The sequence below is a fragment of the Thermoanaerobacterium sp. R66 genome, assembly GCF_028895185.1.
GTDB lineage: Bacteria > Bacillota > Thermoanaerobacteria > Thermoanaerobacterales > Thermoanaerobacteraceae > Thermoanaerobacterium.
On record NZ_JAEUWW010000001.1, the window covers coordinates 1,501,469 to 1,522,086 of the forward strand.

Sequence of the window (20,618 nt, forward strand, 5' to 3'; positions counted from 1 at the left end):
CACTCCTCCTAAATTTTTCTATCAACAAAAAGCCCTGCTATTTTCCACAATCCCGCCACCAAATCCAATATTTTTTCTGGCGGGATCTCGTCTATGACTTCATTTGTCCTGCTGTCTACAATTTTCACTACGATCGTATTTGTAGGTTTGTGAACAGAAAATTCAAAATATGTGCCGTCATTTTTCTTGATTTTATTGTTGACGTCGTTTATTTCGTCTTTTACCGTTTTCTCATCAACCGGATTTTTGAAAATCTCTTTTACGTCATCAATCTTGCCAGTCAACAAGCTATTTAGCTTTCCATTTCCTCCTTCTAATGATATATTTTGAATCATCTATATACCTCCCTAAAAATAACTCACATGTTAATTTCTATATCGGCAAAATATTTTAAAAAATTAGTGAATTTATTTAGCGCTTTTTTCGCAAGACATGTATTCTACAATAAGCTTATCTAATTCCTGACTTATCTCCAGCGCTTTCGCCATATCTACTATGTTCTTATTAAGCTCTTTCTTCAAAAGCTTTATCTTCTCCTCCACTGAATCATTTTTATAGTAATGTTCTCTTATGATCTTTGCCATTTTCTCCTCCATATAAGCTATTGTAACTTACTTCATTTTTATATATCGGCTTTAAGAAATTTTTATTAAATTTTTTTCAGCATGATTTAATTGCTTTTGCCTGAACGTATGTTTGTGTTATAATATCATTGAGGTGTTTTAACATGGATCTTCTCAAAAAGATAAGTATATTGGCTGATGCAGCAAAATACGATGTGTCATGCTCATCCAGCGGAAGCGATAGAGAAAACAAAAATGGCGGAATAGGAAATGCATCCTTCTATGGTATATGCCACAGTTGGTCTGAAGACGGCAGGTGCATATCCCTTCTAAAAATACTTTTTACAAACATCTGCATCTACGACTGCTCATATTGTGTAAACAGATGTTCAAATGATGTAGAAAGAGCAATATTTACCCCAGACGAGCTTGCTGACATTACGATAAATTTTTACCGCAGAAATTACATAGAAGGATTGTTTTTAAGCTCTGCTGTATACAAAAGCCCTGACTACACGATGGAGCTTCTCATTAAGACTGTCAAAAAACTGAGGGAGGAATACAATTTTAACGGATACATACATTTAAAGGCTATCCCAGGTGCAGACGTAAATCTCATTAGGTTGGCCGGCCTTTACGCAGATCGCATGAGTGTAAATATCGAGCTTCCATCAGAAAAGTCTTTAAAATTATTGGCACCTCAAAAGACAAAAGAATCAATAATAAAGCCAATGAGCTTCATACACAGTCAACTTTTGGAAAAGAGTGAATCAAAAAAGCTGATGCGCCACACAGATAAATTTGTGCCTGCAGGACAGACGACACAGCTTATCATAGGTGCAACACCAGAAAGCGATAGGACTATATTAAAATTATCAGAGAATCTGTATAAATATTATGACCTTAAAAGAGTGTATTACTCTGCATACATTCCCGTTTTTAATAGCAACAATCTTTTGGGAGTATCATCACCTCCTCTTTTAAGGGAGCACCGCTTGTATCAAGCTGATTGGCTTTTAAGGTACTACAATTTCAAGGCTGATGAATTGCTCACCGAAGAAGAACCGAATTTCGATGTATCACTAGATCCAAAAATCAACTGGGCCATGAAAAATCTAAACCTATTTCCTGTCGAAGTAAATACTGCAGACTACAATATGCTTTTACGAGTACCAGGCATAGGTTTAAGGACAGCAAAGCGGATTGTGAAGGCGCGGAAAGCTGCTAACCTTAACTATGATTCACTTAAAAAACTGGGAGTCGTATTAAAAAGGGCAAAATACTTTATAACATGCAATGGAAAGTACTATGGTGAATGTGAAATAGAAAAAGACAAAATAAAAAATAAACTAACTACCAATAAAAATCGCATTTTAGATGGACAGCTTAGCATATTCGACATCAATAATAATGCATTTAACAATTTGCCGATAATCGTATAGCTTAGTTAGGAGAGTAGATATATGATAAACTACATATTCGATGGGACATTTGATGGCCTCATGACCGTTATATACGAATCGTATTACAGTCACCAACATCCCAATGATATTTTTTCTGAAGTCAATCATCAAATAAACTTTCTTGGCCATGATGTGTTCGTGTCAACGGATATAGACAAATCAGATAAGGTGCAAAATGCCATTACGACAAAAATATCAAAAGAAGCACTCAAAAATATTTACTACGTTTATCTGTCAGAGTTGGAGTCGTCATATATGCTGATATATAAATATATCAGGTTAGGCTTTAAAATAGGCAAAAAAATAGACTACTTCATTCAAAATGACATAGTCCATGAAGTGACAAAATTAAGCCAAAGAGTAAAACATGAAGCGTACAAGATGATCGAATTAATCAGATTTAAAGAAGTCAAAAAAGGATTGTTTATTGCCAAGATACATCCAGACTACAACGTACTGCCTATCATAATGCCTCACTTTGCTGAAAGATTTCAAGACCAGTATTTCATAATACACGACGAAAAGAGGAACTTGTCGGCAATATACGATAAAAAAGCATGGATAATCATCGACATGCCTCTTGAAAATATATCTAATATGAAAGACACAGAAGACTACGAAATCCTATGGAAAATGTATCATAAAAGCATCTCTATAGAAGAAAGAAAAAACCTAAGGCTTCAAAGACAACACATGCCTAAAAAATACTGGGATATGCTTACAGAAAAGCAATAACTACATCTCAAACTGAATGGCAGAAGAAAATCTATCTATAAATGGCATGCCATTTGATGTAGGTAGAAGTGATGATGTGACCATGACCTCATTAATCGGCACAAAATTATACTTATCTCCATTTTTTGCTCCATATCCAGTAAAATCATGTATGATGTAAGGCACTCCGCCATCCATTCCAACGTACATCATAGCATGACCCGGCATGTATAAAGCTGCGCCAGGCTTAATCTTATCAAAAACCTTTATTCTCTCATCTAATGATAATCCATCAGAAAATTTATAGACTATTCCTGGACATTTTTCCTGCTCATCAGCATTTCTTGGAAGCTTAAATCCAAATGTCTTGTATACATACATGACAAAGCTGGAGCAATCCCTGCCATTGAAGCTATCTCCCCATCCATATCTATCGCCAATAAGTTTAAACGCCTGATTTAAAATATTGGCTCTCGTGTATGGGACATAGCCCCAATGGACATCTTCTTTTATCGATATAAGACCATCTTTAAATACTAAATTGCCTTTATCATCCTTTGAAGGAAGCTTAACAACATAATTGCCATAAGTAGATTGATTACCTACACTGTAAATCATATCTTTTTCCAGTGGTATTTTCGTTCCCATGTCAAACTGAATTTCAGATACATTTCTATCATAAGGATTAAAATGCGTTTTGACATGATTTCCAGTCATCATTATGAAGTCATCTGTATCAAGATAATCAAACACTTCTTCCTTATTTTTGGCGATTGCTATATCACATGCCTTTACCCATCCTCTGTAGTTGTACATCTGGATAAAATACCACTTTTCATCTTTATTTTCGTGAAGCACCAAAACAGGCTCTAATGCTTGACACGATGTCTCTTGAAATCTATCAAATTCGATATCGCCTTTCTTGCTGTATACCGCTATCTCCGTAGGAAAGCTTCTAAGAGATGTCTTTCTTATGGTGATACCGTACTGTACTGGATTGACTTCTTTTATTTCAGTGATATTTAAATTGCCAGTTATATGATAATAAAAATCTCTTTTCACTACTTCACCATTTCTAAAATACATCTCTTTTTCTGGCAATTTATATTCTCTTATCAAAGACAACAATTCATCATAAGTAAGACTATCCCTATAGCTTTTTAAATCATATACGCTACCGCATTTTTCTACAATCTTTTGATTGAACTTCATAATATCATCTTGCGTCATTATAAGGCTATCAGCATCGGGTATCTTTTCTATCCAGTATTCGGCATCAAGCATCTCTAACTTTGTTCCGGGTATAATATAAAACACCCCCAAAATGTTATTTTAGTTAATCTATTTATATTAGTCTATAAAAAAAGTTATATATTCCATCGACTGAAATATAGATTTAGGCTATAACACATTCAAGACAATTACAATTTGCACAATCTATTAACTGATTTCTATGTCATCAATTTATTCAAAAGTAACAGTCATGTCCTTTTGAATATTTCATATTCTATTGGCTTAAATTTGACCTCATCAAAGCTTCAGCAATTATAAAATCCATCTCATCATCGATATCTATAGAATGTTCTTTTGCCATTATTAAAGCATAGCACTTTTCACTATATATATTTTCCGTAGACATAAGATAATTAGTTTTTACTATGTATAACGCTCCATTTATTCGATAGTATTTAGGTAAAAATTGCCGTGGAATCTTTATCAGCTCTTCTTTTATAAAATTTTGAAGCGATTCATCTTCAGATAATGTATTGCACCATAATGGTGAATGGTCAACTTCACATACAGCAACTACAGCATTAGCGTTTTTTCTTCTCATCTGGTCATATCCATTAATAATATCATAATGTTTCCTTAGTGGTGATGTTGGTTGCAATAAAGCAACTGTATCAAATTCCTTACCAAGTTTTTTATAATTAAGCAATGCATCTTTAACAACATCCCAAGAAGATATATTATCCGTTGCTAATTCCTTATTCCTCAAAAATGGAACACTGGCACCAAATTCTTGTGCAATTTTAGCATATTCAATGGAATCTGTTGATACAAATATTTCATCAAATAAACCGGATCTTTGAGCAGCTTCAATTGTATATGATATCAACGGTTTGCCATTAAGTAATCTAATGTTTTTATTCTTTAAACCCTTAGATCCACTTCTTGCTGGAATTATTGCTATATTTTTCACTCACATACCTCCAGATCATAAAACTTTTTCTTAAGATTAATCTTATCTCCTAACAAAAAATCTTTTAAAACTTCAACTATTTTCATTGATGTGTTGCCATCACCATATGGGTTTATAGTATTTCTTGATTTATTCTTAAATTCTTCTGTTAACGCTAGGTTAATTGCTTTATCAATTTCTTCAGTAATAGGTTCACAGTTAATAACACTAGTTGCTTGCAATCTTCCTTTTTGGCGATCCCCAATATTAATAGTTGGTATGCCAAAACTTGGAGCTTCTATCAATCCGCTCGATGAATTTCCAATAACCATTGAACTATATTTTACTGCACTTAAATATCTTTTTGTTCCTAACGATTCAAATGATATGGCATTAGCACTCTCTGCTACAAATTCATCAATTTTCTTATTAATAATACGTCCATCTACATCAGCATTTGCTTTTGTAAATATGAATTTCATATCTTTATGTTTTTTACATGCATCCAACAATGCTTCAAACTGATTAGCCGAGGTACTTTCATCTAATGTCGCTGGGTGAAATGTTACAACGGCATAAGGTTTATCTAACTTATAATTAATTGCTTTTTCAAGTTCTGACTTACTCATAAGCTGTTCATTAAAAATATTTTCAATACCAATAGCTCCAACGCAAAAAACACGTTCAGGATTTTCTCCAAGTTGGATTACACGCTTTCGATATTCATTTGTACTTGTAAAATGTAAATAGCTAAGTTTTGTAATTGCATGACGTATAGATTCATCTATAGCACCTTCTGTTGTTTCTCCTCCATAGAGATGTGCAATAGGAATTCTTTGATTCATAGCTACACAACAAACAGCTAATGTTTCATATCTATCACCAAGAACAACTAATAGATCAGGATTTAACTTACTAAAATAATCTGCAAAACTTATCATAGCTAATCCCATTGATTTACTAATTGCTGATGGCGTATCAGCACTCAATAATATCTCTATTTTCTCATCAATATCAATTCCATCTTGTTCAATTTCTTTATATGTTAGACCAAATTCTGGTGACAAATGAGCGCCTGTAACAACAATACGCACATCAAAATCCGGAACTTCTTTCAATTTTTTAATTATTGGCTTTAATAATCCATATTCCGCTCTTGTTGCTGTTAATATACTTATCTTTTTCATAATTCGATCAACTCATCTTCTTTAAAATCTCTCACTGCAGTCTTTCCTAAAATTTCAAACCATTTCATTGGACTTATTCCATTGCCTGGCCTTTTAACTGTTATATTTTCCTCAGTAAAAATCTCTCCTTTTTTTATATCACGTTTTGCAATTATGCTTTTTCGTGCAATTTCAATATTTTTTATTTCAGATTCTGTAGGTCTTTTTATACCATCTCCCAATGCAGATTCTACATTTCTAATAGCCTGAACCATTGCTTTTAATTCATCAGGCTCTAAGCTGGCTTTATGATCAGGACCTTCCATATTTCTGTCAAGTGTAAAGTGCTTCTCTATAACTGTAGCTCCCATGGCAACTGCAGCTATCGGTATTTCAATGCCCTTTGTATGATCAGAATAACCTACATTTACTTTAAATCTTTCTCTTAATGTTTTCATAGCTCTTAAATTTACATCTTTATATGGTGCTGGATACTCAGTTGTACAGTGAAGTAATGTAACCTCACCACTGCCGTTTTGTCTCAGAATATTTATGGCTGCTTCTATTTCATCTAAAGTGCTCATTCCTGTAGACATTATAATAGGCTTGTTCGTCTGTGCAATCTTAATTAAATATGGCAAATTTGTTATTTCTCCTGATGGAATTTTAAATACATCTATATTTAGCTCATTTAAAAACTCAATACTATCTAAATCAAATGGAGTTGACATAAAGTTTATCTCAACCTCATCACAATATTTTTTTAATTCTTTAAAGTCTTTATATGATAATTCTAATTTTTTTACCATATCCAACTGAGTATCACTTTCTCCAGTAGTCTTTTTTTGGTATTCTGCCTTTTGCGCAAATTTTGATATCACTTTTTCTGCCTTAAAAGTCTGAAATTTTACAGCATCTGCCCCTGATTCTTTAGCTACATAAATTAATTTTTTAGCATTCTCAATGTCACCATTGTGATTTACTCCAGCTTCTGCAATAATAAAAACTCTTCTTGGCATTTGTCACACTCCCAATTTATTCAATATCCTTTAATAAACATTCTATCATATGCCCATCAAATACATTTATCCCTAACTTGCTTTTAACCTTTAAACGCTCCCCATAAGAATCATCAATAAAAATCGAATCTTTTTCTTTTATATGTTTATACTTTTCATCATCGGTTCTTATATGAATAATGTCATCGAAAAGACTTACTAATTTATGCTTTTTTAATTCTTCCTCTAAATCACCTTCATACTTTGTAATCAATGTAATTGGTATATCCTCATTCACACATTGATATAAAAACGCAATAATTTGAGTATTAACTTTTCCATTTACCATTAAAGTATCGTCGTAGTCAATATAAACGCGACTATATTTGATATCATTGTTAAACTTATTGTATAAAGCCCTGTCTAATTCTAAATTATAGTTATTTACAATTACGGAATCAATGTCATTGCCATTGAAAAGATGAAGCGTCAATAAAGGCAAATTCACTCCTAGATTTCTTGTGAAAGAAGATGTTCCAGCAATTCGTGAAGCAACTTCCAGTAATGAAAAATCTCCATTTAAATTTTTTTTAACTTGAAAAAACCAGCCACCTTTTTGTTGAATTTTAGAATTGATAATTTCTGCAATTTTTTTTAACTCATCATTTTTTTCTTCAATCGTATTTACACTAATTCCGTCTCTAATGCGTTTTCTACCTCTACCACCTACATAAATTAATTTACCTTCATTATTAGTAAAACAATCTACAGTATATTCAGGTCCTGGGAGATATTCAAGTAATAACATTCCTTTTGTCTCATTTCCTTGAATATAAAATTCTAAATCTTTTGGACTCCGTAATAACCGAGTATATTTTGATCCTTGCCCTACATCAGGTTTTACAAATAATGGATAAACAAGATGTGGATCATTAAAATCATATATTTTAGGGACTTCAATATAATCCTTTAATAAATTATATGTCTTACTCTTTGAACGTGTTATTATTGCAGTTTCGAATTTAGGAGCTATTAACGTACAATCTAAATAATCTCTATACTCAGCAAATTTATATAAAACTCCATCCATTGCTGGATAAATAAAATCAATATTATATTTCTTTATTAACTCATTAAATTTGATAATTTCTTCTAGTTTACTATCATCGGTTATAAAAGGTAAATTATCAATATGATTCTTATATACAAAGCGTCCATGGTCATATGTACTTGAGCCACCTATTAATTCAAAATGAATTGAATTTTTTACTGATCTATATATCTCAAGTCCTATCTCTGTTCCACAAGGATAAACTAATACCCTTTTTTTCATAATAATCACCCTCTAGTATAAAATTAAAAAAGTCATTATAAACCACCTTCTTCTAATCTTCTTCTCATTTCTTCCATTTCATTAAACTGACCCATATCCATCCATGAATGTTCACTTATTGGATATACACCTATTCTCTCTCCTTTATCTTTGTATTTCTGTATAATATCGGGGAAGTTTATTGCATGGTTTTCTTCTAATTCTTCTATAACCCTAGGTTCTACAACATACATTCCTGTGTTTGTAAAAAAAGAAAATTTAGGCTTTTCTTTTATCTTCTCTATGTCACCATTCTCACCTATCTCAATCACTCCATAAGGTATTTGAATATTTTTTAATGAACAAACCATTGTAATTATATAGTTTCTTTCTTTATGAAATTTATAAATCTTTTCATAATCTTCATTAATGAGAATATCACAATTTGAAAGTATAAAGGTCTCATTAATCTTTCCTTTAAGCAAGCTTAGCCCGCCACCTGTACCTAAAGGTTTACTTTCATCTATATAATTAATAATATAATCTTTATCTATTTCATTAAAATAAGCCTTTATCATATTTTTTTTATAATTTACAATTAAAAAAAAGTCATTGCAGCCATATTTATGAAATCTATTTATTATATGTTCTGCAATAGGTATTTCCCCAATTGGAATTAACGGTTTTGGTAAAATCTTAGTATATGGATACAGTCTCGTTCCAAATCCACCTGCCATAATAACTACTGGTACATTTAGCGCTTTTCTAATTCCAACTTCATCATCATTTAATAAAACAATCGAGACAATGTCATTTTTTTCATTTAAAATTGGCAATGCTTCAATAAAGTATTTTTTCATATATGCTTTAGCTTTATCTTTATCTTTTTCATATATAAATTTAGGATTGTAATTCGCAATATCTTTAACTTTGGCATCAAGATTTCCTTTTTTAAGAATCCATCTTCTAATATCTCCATCTGTTATAGCTGCAACAAATTGTCCTTCTCTAACAACAAAAAGAACTTTCTTTGCTACTTTATCTAATTGCTCCATAGCTTCAATCATTGTACATTCTTCATTAATTAAAAAATCTTTAACATCCAACATATTCACATTCACCTACTTCACAACCATATTCTATGCTTTCCCGGGATTCATAAGGCATTCAACAACATATAATACATCTTCCATACTTAAATTAGAACTGCAAGGAATATTAACAACATGTTCAAGATATTTCTTTGCTTTTTCTATTTTATATTTTTGATTGTCTATATATGGTTTCTGATCACTAATTAATCCCCATATTGGTCGTGATTGAATTCCTCTTGATGATAAATAGTTAATAACTTGGTCTCTATTAAGAGGATATGGCTTGTCGCAATACATAGCATAAAACCAATAATTTGGTCTTATAATATCTCTGAAGTTCAAAATTGTCAGCCCTCGTATTGCCTTCAATTTTTCTTTATATAATTTATAATTCTTTTCTTTTACTGCAATAAAGCTTTCAAGCTGTTCAAGTTGAGCAAGCCCTAATGCGGCTTGTAGATTTGTCATTCTATAGTTATAGCCAATTTCATTATGAGTATAATAAAGTTCATCACTTTTTGCTTGTGTTGTAAGGTGTTTGGCTCTTTTGAGTAATTCTTTATCATTCGAAACTATCATTCCACCCCCACCTGTGGTAATGATTTTATTTCCATTAAATGAATAAACACCTACTGTTCCAATAGTTCCTGCAAATTTACCTCTATATTTCCCCTCAATATAAAAAGTTCCCAAAGCTTCAGTAGCATCTTCAATTACTTTCAAATTGTATTTATCTGCAATTTCCATTATTTTTTCCATATCAGCCATATTTCCAAATACATGTACAACTACTATTGCTTTTATATGTTTCTTAGTTTTATTGTTGATTAATTTACCATTTATAAAACTACATTCATTATTACAGAACTCTGATAGTTTGTCCGGATCCATAGTAAGGGAATCATCACAGTCCATAAATATTGGTTCTGCGCCAATATACTTAACTGGATTAACTGCGGCAATAAAAGTTAGCGTAGGCACGATTACCTCATCATCTTTTGTTACACCACAAACTAAAAGTGCAATATGTAATCCAGATGTTCCATTTTGGCAGGAAACAGCACCTTTTACATTAACATATGCTGCAATTTTTTCTTCAAATTCATTGACAAATGGTCCACTTGTTGATACCCATTCAGTTTTTATTGCTTTAGTTACGTATTCTAACTCTTTCCCTTTCAAATTTGGTACAGATAGAGGAATAAATTTTTGACTCATAATTATCATTCCTATTTATATATTATAAATATCTACTTTATATCTATCTAAATTCTGTTTAATGAATTCTATTGTCTCAATCAAACCCTGTTCTAGAGTATATTGTGGCTTCCAGTTTGTTAATTTCTTAATTTTCTCATTAGATCCTAACAACCTATTTACTTCGCTCTTTTCCGGTCTCAATCTTTTCTCATCACATACTATTTTTGCATTGGGATTTATCTGTCGTATTAATTCTTCAGCAAGTTGCCCTATTGATATTTCCTTCTGTGTTGCAATATTGATCTCTTCTCCGATAGTTTTATCAGATTTAGCTATCTCGATAAAGCCATTGACTGTATCTTTAACATAATTAAAATCTCTTGTTGGAGTCAATGCACCTAATTTTATTTCTTCTTTGCCTGCAAGAAGTTGTGTAATTATCGTAGGAATAACTGCTCTCGCCGATTGCCTTGGTCCATACGTGTTAAATGGTCTAACTATGGTTATTGGCATATTAAAACTTCTATAAAATGATTCAGCAAGCCTATCTGCTCCTATTTTCGTAGCAGAGTATGGTGATTGGCCTTGAAAAGGATGTTTTTCATCTATTGGGACATATTTTGCAGTACCATAAACTTCTGATGTTGACGTTATTAAAATCCTACTCGTTTCAAGATCTCTAGCAGCTTGCAATACATTGTATGTACCTTCAATATTAGTTTTAATATAAGCTAAAGGCGATATATATGAATATGGAATACCAATCAATGCCGCTAAATGAAAAACAACATCTACTCCCTTCATAGCCTCTCTAACACTATCATAATCTCTTATATCGCCCCTATAAATTTCGATCTCATCTTTATACATAGATTTTTCTAACCAACCCCAATTATTATTAGCATTATACCTGACAAATACTTTAACTTTTGAACCTATTTCCACCAATCTTTCTGCTAAATGTGAGCCAATAAATCCTCCCGCCCCTGTAACTAAAACTTTTTTATTTTTTAAGTTCATCACATATCCTCCTAAAAAGTCTTCAGCTTAATCATCGTTTGATTTCGTTAACTGTCTTTAATGATTTCTTTAAACCTTCCAATGATTTTTCTATTGCATCATATATCCCTTGATAAAGTGTATATGACATCATTGCAATTCTTAATTTTTTTTGTTTTTCGGTCTCATCTTTTTCAGGTTTAAAACCTTTTAAAACTTTTGTAGTAACTATGTTTAATATAGAAGATATATACACAAAACTATTTTTGGAGTTTTTTAATCTTTTATCTATTTTATCTAATATCGATGTTATATGCGATACGTCTGCATTAACATCCTTTTGATATTCATTATACATCTTTTTCGAAAGCTTTGCAGCACGCATGCAGTCATTTTTTATTTTTTCTAATTTTCTAATTGCATCTTCAAACTCTTTTATAAATCCATCGATCTGCTTCTTATCTAATTTAATTTTTCCGTTTTTCAATGTACTGTCTATCTCATCGCTTATATTTATTTCTCTTTTCATAAATAACTCAATTACTTCCTCAAATCTCATTATTTTAGTTCCTTTTATAAGCGCACCACCTTCTGTAGCATTTATGTATGTCCTATCCGAATGCCCATATATATAATTTTCAAACCACGTTTTAAAGGAAAGTAAAACGCGATCAGTCAAAACTTTTTCTTCATAATTGCCATCAACATATATGTACTCTTTTTCATCAAGGTTTTCTTTTATTTTTTCTTTTTCATAAGTTGTTCCAGATGCATGTGTCCTATGATCTGAATACGCTAAATCTTGCCCCATAAAAATAATAGGGTTGCATCCTAACATATATGCAAAATCCAAAGATAAATTAGCTACAGATGGCCCTGTGCTTAATTTTCCAAAATCTAACGATAATTTGTCACTAAGCAATTTCGTATATTCTGATGCAATCTCTGCAATGATAAGTGGCCCCTCATATTCTTTTAATATTTTAGGATATAAAGTCAAATCGTACACGAGTGGAGATTTGACTTTATGTCCATCAAAATGCTCAAAATTCTTTTTTCCACCATCTATTGATACAACAAAATCCGGTTCAATATTTTTTTTCAAAAGCGCTTTTAAAGCTGTCCCAACACATATTATGACACATTTACCCTTTGCTTCTTTTAATTGATCAATGTTTTTGTCAAGTGAAGGACCAGCAGAAACTATTACTGCAGGAATATTTTTAAATACATCAAAAAAAGACTTAACAGGTACACTTCTAAAAACAAACTCCAAATTCTCCATAAAATTTGATTGCCATTGTTCAGCAAAATAAAGTGCCGTATTCCTATTAATTCTCATAGAATTAATAGTTTCCAGCAAGCATTTATCAAATTTTTCATAATATTCTCTAAAAACGATAGGATACTGTTTAAATTCTTTATATACAACATTTTCGAAGTTGTCCCACGGTATATAAGCCTGCAGTATTACATTTAATTTTTCTTCTGATTCTTCACTTATAAAATATAAATTCTGTCTATTTTTAAATTTATCGTAATATCCATTATTTAGTGCAAATTGAAATATTTCATTTGATGGTTCAACCAATATCAGCCGATTATTGGGTGATAATCTACCCAAAAGATAATTAACATGATAGCCTAATCCTATACCATAGATAATCAATATAGATTCATCATTAATTTCAATGACATCAGCCCATTCTTTTGCTTCTCTATCTGGATAATATGAACTATGTAAAAAATTTCTTTTTCTTCCATCCATATATACCAAAGTGTCATTACCATCTTTAGCTTTTAAAATTTCGAATGAACTCATAAGTTAAGCTCTCCTTTTTTGCAGTGATTCATATATCCAGATAATATATCCTTAATCTCATAATTCAGCGAATCGGATATTAATTGATAATCTGAGTTTTCAATTCCATTCATCAATGCGTTTAGACTCTCATTCACTTTTTCAACATCCAAATCGTAACCATGAAATGACATAGTCAATGTTATTGCTTTTATTGACCAATTAAGACCATCTATAACATTTATAAGCAAAGTATTTGCTTCTGCATACCTACCTTCATCTATTAACATTGTCACATCATCTATACCACCAATAAGCCTGGGAATATACTCAAGGCTTTCTTCTACAGTTTCTTTCATCATATCGTTAAGCATTATAGCACCCCTCATTGATTATTCATCCTAAAAGATTTATCGGCATTTAAAAATATATTTTTAGAACTTTAAAAAATAAATTTGATATTTCTAAAAGTTTAACATCAAATAAAACTTGCGATTAAAAAATTAAAAAAAGGAGGCTTACTTTGCCTCCCTCTTGTTATCTTAAAAGTTGCAATACTGTTTGCGGTTGTTGATTTGCCTGAGCAAGCATTGCTGTGGCTGCTTGGTTTAGTATGTTGTCCTTTGTGAATTCCATCATTTCTTGAGCCATATCTACATCTCTTATACGAGAATTTGCAGCCGTCAGGTTTTCCGATGCTGTACCAAGGTTGTTTATTGTGTGCTCAAGTCTGTTCTGGTATGCGCCTAAATAAGCTCTTTGACCTGAAACTTTGTCAATAGCAGTATCTATCGTTGCAATTTGGTTTGTAATACTTGCTGCTGTAACACTAGCACCTGCTGAACCAACAAATATACCATTAACACCCAAAGCTGATGCATTCATTGTGGCTATATTGAGTTTCAACACTTGCTTGCTATTTGCGCCAATTTGGAATGTAAGTGTAGCTGTTTTTAATGAACCATTTAAAAGATTTTTTGTATTAAATTGTGTAGTTGATGCTATTCTATTGATTTCATTTTTAAGCTGATCAATTTCCTTTTGAATATTAGCTTTGTCTGTATTGGTATTTGTATCATTTGATGCTTGTACCGCTAATTCTCTCATTCTCTGGAGAATTGAAGTCGTTTCATTTAATGCGCCTTCTGCTGTCTGCAAAAGTGAAATGCCATCTTGAGCATTTCTTTGAGCTTGATCCAATCCAGCTATCTGTGCCTTCATCTTTTCAGATATTGCAAGACCTGCTGCATCATCTGCTGCACTATTGATCCTGTAGCCTGATGATAATTTTTGCAATGCTTTTTGTGTGTTTGTGTTGTTTGTCTCAAGTGCTCTCCATGCGTTTATAGCACTTATGTTTGTGTTGATTACCATATTTTCTTCCTCCTTGAATTTTTATTTGGCATCCATGCCATATTGACCATAGATCTTTCACAGTTGGCCAACTGCTTATCATTTGTTTCACACTATATATATCGATTTTATTTTTTTTTAGTTTAGCCTTTTTTTATAATTTTTTCTAATTTCTCAAGCGATGATTTGTCTATATTAATCGCCTTTTTATTTTCGTCTTTTACTTCTAAAAGCTCTTTTCTTACGACAGTTACATTCTTTGGAGCGGATATGCCTATCTTTATATTGTCGCCATCGATGCCTACAACTTTTATCTCTACATCATCCCCTATAATCAAAGACTGCCCTATTTTACGAGTTAGTATCAGCATTTTTTAGCTCCTTAAGTATAGGATGCTTTATCATGTACTCATCATTGTCGAGAAGTATCTGCATCCCTCTGTTGTTTTCTGCATTTATGATTATAGGGGCTTTTAGGTTGGCAGTCATCTTTTCAATTTCTTTTGGTATTACAACGATGGCAAAAACGAGAATGTGGTTTAAGTCTTTTATGTCCAACGCTTTTACCGTCTCCACATCTAATTCGATTTTATAGTCTTTTATTATAGCTTTCGGATCGACTATCACAAACGCTATATCCGTATCATCGAGGGACTGAAGCCACTTAAAGGGGGTAAATTCCTCGCTGCTTAGAAGAACGAAGCTTTTAAGTCCCTCGAAGCCTGGTATACCTTCCTCAAAGTGTAGTACATCTTCTTCGTTATAGCTGACAACGCCGAAATTTCTTGTCTCTATATCCATCGCTCATGCCTCTCTTTCAAATTCAAACTATTGCGTCTACATTCTGACCTATGTAGTCGATTTTTATAGAAGGATACTGAAGCATATATATATTTACATTTGCCCTTGTTGCATCTATCTCAGGTTTTTTAGGTGTGACATCTATATACGCCTTACCCTCCTGCCAATCTATATTGAGATAACCTTCAAACCATATCTTAGGCCTTGACTTAGGCATAAGGTCTACGTTAAAATCTATGTTTTCAACACCTGCCTGAGACGCTAACTCTGGTATGACATTCTGATGGTTCTCTATTGATGCCAAAGCATCACCATCTTCAGCAATTTTCCCTATAGCTTCAAGACCTATCTGGTAGCTTCTTTCTGCCTCGTCGTGTATCAGGTCAAATACGTTTTTTAGTCCAGACTCGTAAAAGCACTGATACTGATCTATATGAACCTGTGGCAATTTCTGATCAATCTCTACCTTTGGCATCTCCTGATGTATATTGAGATCTGCATTTTGATTGTGTATATTAATTGCGGCAGGAGTAGTGTCAATGCCTATCCTGCCGAACGTTTGATGTATTGCTATATCCATAGTACCGTTCCTTTACCTCAAGAAATCTACTAATGATGGCTGGATGATCATGGCACCTGCAGCTAATGATGCTCTGTACACATTATCATCCATCTTTAAATTAGTGATGACCTGTGCTATGTCTGCATCTTGATTTTTGGAGAGTAGCGCCGTAAAGTTATAGTTATCATCACTTAATCTATTTGCGGTAAGATCTACCCTATTCGCTTTTGCCCCTGCATCAGCCCTGATTGATAGTATATTTTGGATTTGATTGTCTATATCTCCTATTATGTTGCTGACAGCTTGGTTATCTCCCGATTTTAATTTATCTGATAGGTTGTCCATCACAGAAAGAAGCTGCGAAGTGCCAGAAGATACGTCAAACACCTTATCGCCTGTCACATTCACTTGTATGGTATTGCCACCTGCGCCTACCTCAAACTTTATGGCACCGTCATCACCAGCGTAGCTATTGTCTGTGTCGCTAAAGGGCTTTGTATCAGTCTTGTATCCGGCGAATATGTATCTTCCATTGTACTGTGTATTGCCTACTTGTATAATTTGCTGTTTTAACTGATCTACCTGTGCTGCCAAGTTTTGCATGTCACTTTGAGTTAGAGTACCATTGGAACCCTGCACTGCTAACTCTCTGGCATTCTGCAGCATATCTCCTATTTGCCCTAATGCCGTATCAGTAAGGCTAAGCCACGACTTTGCATCGTCTGTATTCTTCGTATATGCGTTATTTCTCGCAATTTCTGTCTTTATCCTTAAAATACTGGCCACTGCAACAGGATCGTCTGATGGCTTGCTTACTTTTTCACCAGTTGACAGCATATTTTGATCTTTCTGAAGCCTTTCAAGATTTTTGTTGTAATCATTCATAAAATCCATAACAAGCATGTTATTGGTTACTCGCATTGTCTACACCTACCTTTTACGTTACTCCCATCTTATTTATAAGCGTATCTAAAAGCTCATCCATGACGGTTATCATCCTTGCTGATGCTTCATAAGACTTTTGATATTTAAGCATATTCGTCATCTCTTCATCCAGAGAAACACCAGACACAGATTGTCTGTTGTAATCAACCTGTTTCACCATTGTGCTTTGATTTGTTTGCATCTGATTTGCCTGCTGTGCATCAACACCAAGATTGGAAATCAAAGAGCTTATAAAATCATCCAATGTTCCATTGTTCAACCCGCTGATCTTCGTATCTCTAAGCGCTATGAGATTCAATACATTTGTATTATCTCCAGGCAATGAATTAGGATCAGATGCTGCGGCGATCTTTTGAAGCCCATCATCCGCAAGTATGTCTGATGAAACTTGTATATTTTTAGCATATTCAACAGTCGGATCATACGTAGAATCTGTTATATTAAAGAAGTTGACATTTGTAATATATGTGCCCGTGCTACTATCAATCTCAAGCCCATACCCTTTAGAATGCTGTGCATTAAAAACCGTAGCAAGGTTGTACGCAAACTGATTCAATTGCTGTTTATAGTAAGGTATCCCTTTAACACCATTTGTACCATCGCCATCTCTCATATCCAGAAGTCCTTTTAATATGCCACCTGTCGGATTCACAGGTGTTCCCGCAAGATCCCACTTTATTGTCCCTGTATTGTCTATGCTCATTGTGTAAGCATTGTTCCCATCTACAAGAGCTTGTCCGCTTATATCTACTCTGAAATTTTTATTTGAATCTTCATAAGTATTTATGTTGACTATCTCAGAAAGCTTATCTACAAGTAAATTTCTCTGATCTCTCAAGTCATTGGCAGTCTGGCCTGTAAGCTCAAATCTGTAGATCTCATTGTTCAGTTTCGATATTTGTTCTGCATATGAATTGATTTCCTGCACTCGACTTTGAATGGTGCTATTTATTTGGTTTTCTTGGTCATCAAGATGCTGATAAATAGTATTAATGGTATCTGTAAGTGATATGCCATTTTCTCTAACTTCAGCTCTTACTTCAAGGCTTTCCGGGTTTTTTGACAAATCTTGAAGTGAATTAAAAAAATTGTCTAATACGGTTGTGATTCCCGTATCAGATGGCTCGTTTAAGATGCCTTCTATAGCAGACAATGTATCTGATTTCGTCTCCCATTCACCAAGTGTAGTATTTTCTCTCCTGTACTGCTGATCTAAAAATTGGTCTCTTATCTGTCGATAACCATCAACATTGACGCCACCTCCTATGGCTTTGCCCCATTGGTCAGCCATACCGTAAGTTGTAGGAGGTGCTATCGCAGACAGATCTATGACTTGTCTCGTATACCCAGGCGTGTTTGCATTTGAGATGTTGTGTCCCGTCAAGTTAAGCGCCTGTTGGCTTGCAAAGAGACCTGTTTTTGCTATCTCCAATCCTTGAAAAGTAGACACTGCCTTTCATTCCTTTCATAGCTATAATTATTTCTTACGCTTTTTTATCGATGATTCTATTTATCTTTTTTGATACTCCGCCTTCGCCGTATATACCATTGTCCTCTAACAAATTATTTGATATGACACCAATTGAATAGTTTACGAATTCGATTGATTGTTTGAGAAGTGATTTATTCAACTCATTTCTATTGCTAAGCGCTCTTAAAAGATCATTAAATTCCTCTTGAACTGTTTTTAATTTTTCGGCGTCATCTTCAGGCAGTATACCGCAAAGCTGACTTATTGTCATTTGACTATCGAAATTGTCGTTTAAAAATTTTTCTCTTTCATCTTCCAAGTCCATAAGCTTACCTATTATACTACCCTCTACTTTTGTCATGTTGTCCAGTTCATGTATTTCTCCCCTCACTATCACATCGGTCTTTTTATTAGCTATGTCGTATAAATCTTTGTACAAAAGCATTTCCCCATTCAATATAGAAATAAGCTCATCTATATTCGGATTTGGCATAATTATACCACCTTTAAACTTTTTTATCGAAAATAGCCCCTTTAATTATGGACTCAGCGATATCATCAGATTTTATGTTGTAATTGCCACTATCAACCTTAGCCTTTATATCCTGCACCTTTTCTTCTCTCAATTTGTCATATTCTGCAAAACTTTTGTTGATCTTAGAAGCATTATCTGATATTTCCACTTTGTCAACTTTGTTTGCCTTACTTTTATTTAAAGCATTGGCATTTGCAGACTTATACATGTCGTAAATATTGTTAACATTGATATTATTGTATATTTTCATTCCATTCCCACCTTCCCAATATTATATCGGTTAAATTCAATTTCACTTAATATTTTCTTTTAATGTCTTTTTTATCGTCTCTCAAATAAAGTTTTTCAAAACTTTCGTCTCTTTTATCAACATCTAATGCGCTTTTTAAAGATTTCTCAAGTTCTCTTGAACATGATTCACAGTATCTGCCTGACAATATCTTTTTACCGCACCTTTCACAAGTCAATGAAATATTGGTGTTTTTAGAGCCCAATATGAGTCTGCCTTCTTTTAAAAAGTCTAATATTCTTTTCACCTCAACATCTGTAGCTTTGGACACCTCTAAAACCGTCGCCTGCGGATTTCTATCAATGTAATCTCTGATTTTCATAAAATCCTCTTCATCTTTGTTGAAACATTCTGGGCATAAATCGAACCCAGTATAGTTATAAAGTTTTCCACACCTTTTACAATTCCTTATATTCATAGAACCTCACACATTCCTTCCTGTTGCTATTGTAGCTGCAAAAACATCTTTTGCACCGCTCTCTCTTAAAACTTTTGCGCATTCATCAAGGGTAGAACCTGTTGTCAAAACATCATCCACTAAAAGTACGGTCTTGTCTTTGACAAGATCAGCGTAAACCACTTTAAAAGCACCTTTTAAGTTTTTCATCCGCTCTTCTCTTTTAAGTTCAGTTTGAGATTTAGTGTTTTTTATACGTCTCAAAGGCTTTGACATGATTACATCGAATCTATAAGAAAGCTCTCTCGCCAAAAGCTCTGATTGGTTGTATCCACGTTCATCCAGCTTTGTCCTGTGAAGCGGAACAGGCACTATCGTATCAAATTCCACACCATCTTCTTTAATATACTTATACATGTATTCTGCAAAAAATTCAGATAAACTTCTCTCTTTGTAGTATTTGAATCTGGCAATCAGCGATTTTATCGTATCGTCATACTCAAAAGGACTTATGCTGCGAGTAAAAACATGGTTTGTCTCCATGCAGTCGGGGCATTTGTCGCCATCTATGATAGGCTTTCCACAAACAACGCACCTATTACCAACAATAAACGGTAAATTGCTTTCACAGTCAAGGCATATCTTTCCTTCTCTTATCACCTTTCCGCACAGTATGCAATTTGTCTTTGGTGGAAATAGCAAATCGAGAAATATCATAGTACATCCTTCCGTCCATCTATTTAATCTTTATATCGGCATATCTTAAAATTTAT

24 protein-coding genes are annotated in these 20,618 nt (G+C 33.3%); 2 read left to right on the forward strand and 22 right to left on the reverse strand.

Annotated features, from left to right (window positions below):
• Positions 1-8: 8 nt before the first annotated feature.
• Both JJQ93_RS07655 and JJQ93_RS07660 read right to left on the reverse strand, forming a co-directional pair.
• Positions 9-335, reverse strand: coding sequence for a flagellar protein FlaG (locus tag JJQ93_RS07655; RefSeq protein ID WP_274893320.1), 327 nt, complete (start codon positions 333-335; stop codon positions 9-11).
• 72 nt (positions 336-407) lie between these two features.
• Positions 408-584 (reverse strand): aspartyl-phosphate phosphatase Spo0E family protein, encoded by a 177-nt coding sequence (locus JJQ93_RS07660; RefSeq protein ID WP_274893321.1) that lies wholly within the window; start codon positions 582-584, stop codon positions 408-410.
• A 143-nt stretch (positions 585-727) separates the two neighbouring features.
• Here JJQ93_RS07660 and JJQ93_RS07665 point away from each other — a divergent pair, with 143 nt between their 5' ends.
• Together JJQ93_RS07665 and JJQ93_RS07670 are read left to right on the forward strand one after the other, a co-directional pair.
• Entirely contained in the window at positions 728-2,005 is a 1,278-nt protein-coding gene (locus tag JJQ93_RS07665; RefSeq protein ID WP_274893322.1) for a putative DNA modification/repair radical SAM protein, read from the forward strand.
• 21 nt (positions 2,006-2,026) lie between these two features.
• Positions 2,027-2,761 carry a TIGR03915 family putative DNA repair protein gene (locus tag JJQ93_RS07670; RefSeq protein WP_274893323.1) on the forward strand — a complete coding sequence of 245 codons (735 nt, stop codon included), beginning with the start codon at positions 2,027-2,029 and terminating at the stop codon, positions 2,759-2,761.
• Here JJQ93_RS07670 and JJQ93_RS07675 read toward each other — a convergent pair whose 3' ends face one another.
• From JJQ93_RS07675 to JJQ93_RS07770, 20 genes are all read right to left on the reverse strand, one after another.
• Entirely contained in the window at positions 2,762-4,024 is a 1,263-nt protein-coding gene (locus tag JJQ93_RS07675; RefSeq protein WP_274893324.1) for an SH3 domain-containing protein, read from the reverse strand.
• A gap of 223 nt (positions 4,025-4,247) precedes the next feature.
• Complete coding sequence (locus tag JJQ93_RS07680; protein ID WP_274893325.1) at positions 4,248-4,943, reverse strand: acylneuraminate cytidylyltransferase family protein; 696 nt, start codon at positions 4,941-4,943, stop codon at positions 4,248-4,250.
• Positions 4,940-6,109 (reverse strand): UDP-N-acetylglucosamine 2-epimerase, encoded by a 1,170-nt coding sequence (gene neuC, locus JJQ93_RS07685; RefSeq protein WP_274893326.1) that lies wholly within the window; start codon positions 6,107-6,109, stop codon positions 4,940-4,942. Before neuC ends, JJQ93_RS07680 begins: the two co-directional genes overlap by 4 nt.
• A complete protein-coding gene (gene neuB / locus JJQ93_RS07690) occupies positions 6,106-7,107 on the reverse strand; it encodes an N-acetylneuraminate synthase (RefSeq protein ID WP_274893327.1) in 1,002 nt (333 codons plus the stop codon). The genes neuC and neuB overlap by 4 nt, the downstream gene beginning before the upstream one ends.
• A gap of 16 nt (positions 7,108-7,123) precedes the next feature.
• A complete protein-coding gene (locus JJQ93_RS07695) occupies positions 7,124-8,419 on the reverse strand; it encodes an ATP-grasp domain-containing protein (RefSeq protein ID WP_274893328.1) in 1,296 nt (431 codons plus the stop codon).
• A gap of 35 nt (positions 8,420-8,454) precedes the next feature.
• The gene (locus tag JJQ93_RS07700; protein WP_274893329.1) at positions 8,455-9,507 is read right to left on the reverse strand and encodes a sugar phosphate nucleotidyltransferase; all 1,053 of its coding nucleotides are present in this window, start codon (positions 9,505-9,507) and stop codon (positions 8,455-8,457) included.
• A 30-nt stretch (positions 9,508-9,537) separates the two neighbouring features.
• Positions 9,538-10,710, reverse strand: a complete 1,173-nt coding sequence (locus JJQ93_RS07705; RefSeq protein ID WP_274893330.1) for a LegC family aminotransferase — start codon at positions 10,708-10,710, stop codon at positions 9,538-9,540.
• Between the two features lie 15 nt (positions 10,711-10,725).
• Entirely contained in the window at positions 10,726-11,712 is a 987-nt protein-coding gene (locus tag JJQ93_RS07710; protein WP_274893331.1) for an NAD-dependent 4,6-dehydratase LegB, read from the reverse strand.
• 31 nt (positions 11,713-11,743) lie between these two features.
• Entirely contained in the window at positions 11,744-13,513 is a 1,770-nt protein-coding gene (locus JJQ93_RS07715) for a motility associated factor glycosyltransferase family protein (protein ID WP_274893332.1), read from the reverse strand.
• Entirely contained in the window at positions 13,510-13,881 is a 372-nt protein-coding gene (locus JJQ93_RS07720) for a DUF8042 domain-containing protein (RefSeq protein WP_274893333.1), read from the reverse strand. The genes JJQ93_RS07715 and JJQ93_RS07720 overlap by 4 nt, the downstream gene beginning before the upstream one ends.
• 148 nt (positions 13,882-14,029) lie before the next feature.
• Positions 14,030-14,866: a flagellin N-terminal helical domain-containing protein gene (locus JJQ93_RS07725; RefSeq protein WP_274893334.1), complete on the reverse strand. Its 837-nt coding sequence runs from the start codon at positions 14,864-14,866 to the stop codon at positions 14,030-14,032.
• A gap of 122 nt (positions 14,867-14,988) precedes the next feature.
• Positions 14,989-15,216 (reverse strand): carbon storage regulator CsrA, encoded by a 228-nt coding sequence (gene csrA, locus JJQ93_RS07730; protein WP_274893335.1) that lies wholly within the window; start codon positions 15,214-15,216, stop codon positions 14,989-14,991.
• Entirely contained in the window at positions 15,197-15,646 is a 450-nt protein-coding gene (fliW, locus tag JJQ93_RS07735) for a flagellar assembly protein FliW (protein ID WP_274893336.1), read from the reverse strand. The genes csrA and fliW overlap by 20 nt, the downstream gene beginning before the upstream one ends.
• A gap of 22 nt (positions 15,647-15,668) precedes the next feature.
• Positions 15,669-16,226 (reverse strand): DUF6470 family protein, encoded by a 558-nt coding sequence (locus tag JJQ93_RS07740; RefSeq protein WP_274893337.1) that lies wholly within the window; start codon positions 16,224-16,226, stop codon positions 15,669-15,671.
• Positions 16,227-16,238: 12 nt separating this feature from the next.
• On the reverse strand, positions 16,239-17,129 hold the full coding sequence (flgL, locus tag JJQ93_RS07745) for a flagellar hook-associated protein FlgL (RefSeq protein WP_274893338.1): 891 nt from the start codon (positions 17,127-17,129) through the stop codon (positions 16,239-16,241).
• A gap of 16 nt (positions 17,130-17,145) precedes the next feature.
• Positions 17,146-18,603: a flagellar hook-associated protein FlgK gene (gene flgK / locus JJQ93_RS07750; RefSeq protein ID WP_274893339.1), complete on the reverse strand. Its 1,458-nt coding sequence runs from the start codon at positions 18,601-18,603 to the stop codon at positions 17,146-17,148.
• A gap of 34 nt (positions 18,604-18,637) precedes the next feature.
• Positions 18,638-19,117 (reverse strand): flagellar protein FlgN, encoded by a 480-nt coding sequence (locus tag JJQ93_RS07755; protein ID WP_274893340.1) that lies wholly within the window; start codon positions 19,115-19,117, stop codon positions 18,638-18,640.
• Between the two features lie 13 nt (positions 19,118-19,130).
• Positions 19,131-19,409, reverse strand: coding sequence for a flagellar biosynthesis anti-sigma factor FlgM (flgM, locus tag JJQ93_RS07760; RefSeq protein WP_085111731.1), 279 nt, complete (start codon positions 19,407-19,409; stop codon positions 19,131-19,133).
• Between the two features lie 46 nt (positions 19,410-19,455).
• A complete protein-coding gene (locus tag JJQ93_RS07765) occupies positions 19,456-19,866 on the reverse strand; it encodes a TIGR03826 family flagellar region protein (protein WP_085111732.1) in 411 nt (136 codons plus the stop codon).
• A 6-nt stretch (positions 19,867-19,872) separates the two neighbouring features.
• Positions 19,873-20,562, reverse strand: a complete 690-nt coding sequence (locus tag JJQ93_RS07770) for a ComF family protein (protein WP_085111733.1) — start codon at positions 20,560-20,562, stop codon at positions 19,873-19,875.
• Between the last annotated feature and the right edge of the window lie 56 nt (positions 20,563-20,618).

What these genes read in the sequence shown, in the direction of transcription:
- JJQ93_RS07670 (WP_274893323.1), top strand. Translation starts at nt 2,027, where the DNA reads ATGATAAACTACATATTCGATGGGACATTTGATGGCCTCATGACCGTT.
- JJQ93_RS07720 (WP_274893333.1), bottom strand. Translation starts at nt 13,881, where the DNA reads ATGAGGGGTGCTATAATGCTTAACGATATGATGAAAGAAACTGTAGAA.
- flgL (WP_274893338.1), bottom strand. Translation starts at nt 17,129, where the DNA reads ATGCGAGTAACCAATAACATGCTTGTTATGGATTTTATGAATGATTAC.
- JJQ93_RS07765 (WP_085111732.1), bottom strand. Translation starts at nt 19,866, where the DNA reads ATGAATATAAGGAATTGTAAAAGGTGTGGAAAACTTTATAACTATACT.
- JJQ93_RS07725 (WP_274893334.1), bottom strand. Translation starts at nt 14,866, where the DNA reads ATGGTAATCAACACAAACATAAGTGCTATAAACGCATGGAGAGCACTT.
- JJQ93_RS07755 (WP_274893340.1), bottom strand. Translation starts at nt 19,117, where the DNA reads ATGCCAAATCCGAATATAGATGAGCTTATTTCTATATTGAATGGGGAA.
- JJQ93_RS07655 (WP_274893320.1), bottom strand. Translation starts at nt 335, where the DNA reads ATGATTCAAAATATATCATTAGAAGGAGGAAATGGAAAGCTAAATAGC.
- JJQ93_RS07660 (WP_274893321.1), bottom strand. Translation starts at nt 584, where the DNA reads ATGGCAAAGATCATAAGAGAACATTACTATAAAAATGATTCAGTGGAG.
- JJQ93_RS07740 (WP_274893337.1), bottom strand. Translation starts at nt 16,226, where the DNA reads ATGGATATAGCAATACATCAAACGTTCGGCAGGATAGGCATTGACACT.
- JJQ93_RS07705 (WP_274893330.1), bottom strand. Translation starts at nt 10,710, where the DNA reads ATGAGTCAAAAATTTATTCCTCTATCTGTACCAAATTTGAAAGGGAAA.
- JJQ93_RS07675 (WP_274893324.1), bottom strand. Translation starts at nt 4,024, where the DNA reads ATGCTTGATGCCGAATACTGGATAGAAAAGATACCCGATGCTGATAGC.
- JJQ93_RS07700 (WP_274893329.1), bottom strand. Translation starts at nt 9,507, where the DNA reads ATGTTGGATGTTAAAGATTTTTTAATTAATGAAGAATGTACAATGATT.
- fliW (WP_274893336.1), bottom strand. Translation starts at nt 15,646, where the DNA reads ATGGATATAGAGACAAGAAATTTCGGCGTTGTCAGCTATAACGAAGAA.
- JJQ93_RS07665 (WP_274893322.1), top strand. Translation starts at nt 728, where the DNA reads ATGGATCTTCTCAAAAAGATAAGTATATTGGCTGATGCAGCAAAATAC.
- JJQ93_RS07710 (WP_274893331.1), bottom strand. Translation starts at nt 11,712, where the DNA reads ATGAACTTAAAAAATAAAAAAGTTTTAGTTACAGGGGCGGGAGGATTT.
- JJQ93_RS07715 (WP_274893332.1), bottom strand. Translation starts at nt 13,513, where the DNA reads ATGAGTTCATTCGAAATTTTAAAAGCTAAAGATGGTAATGACACTTTG.
- flgM (WP_085111731.1), bottom strand. Translation starts at nt 19,409, where the DNA reads ATGAAAATATACAATAATATCAATGTTAACAATATTTACGACATGTAT.
- neuC (WP_274893326.1), bottom strand. Translation starts at nt 6,109, where the DNA reads ATGAAAAAGATAAGTATATTAACAGCAACAAGAGCGGAATATGGATTA.
- JJQ93_RS07770 (WP_085111733.1), bottom strand. Translation starts at nt 20,562, where the DNA reads ATGATATTTCTCGATTTGCTATTTCCACCAAAGACAAATTGCATACTG.
- neuB (WP_274893327.1), bottom strand. Translation starts at nt 7,107, where the DNA reads ATGCCAAGAAGAGTTTTTATTATTGCAGAAGCTGGAGTAAATCACAAT.
- csrA (WP_274893335.1), bottom strand. Translation starts at nt 15,216, where the DNA reads ATGCTGATACTAACTCGTAAAATAGGGCAGTCTTTGATTATAGGGGAT.
- JJQ93_RS07695 (WP_274893328.1), bottom strand. Translation starts at nt 8,419, where the DNA reads ATGAAAAAAAGGGTATTAGTTTATCCTTGTGGAACAGAGATAGGACTT.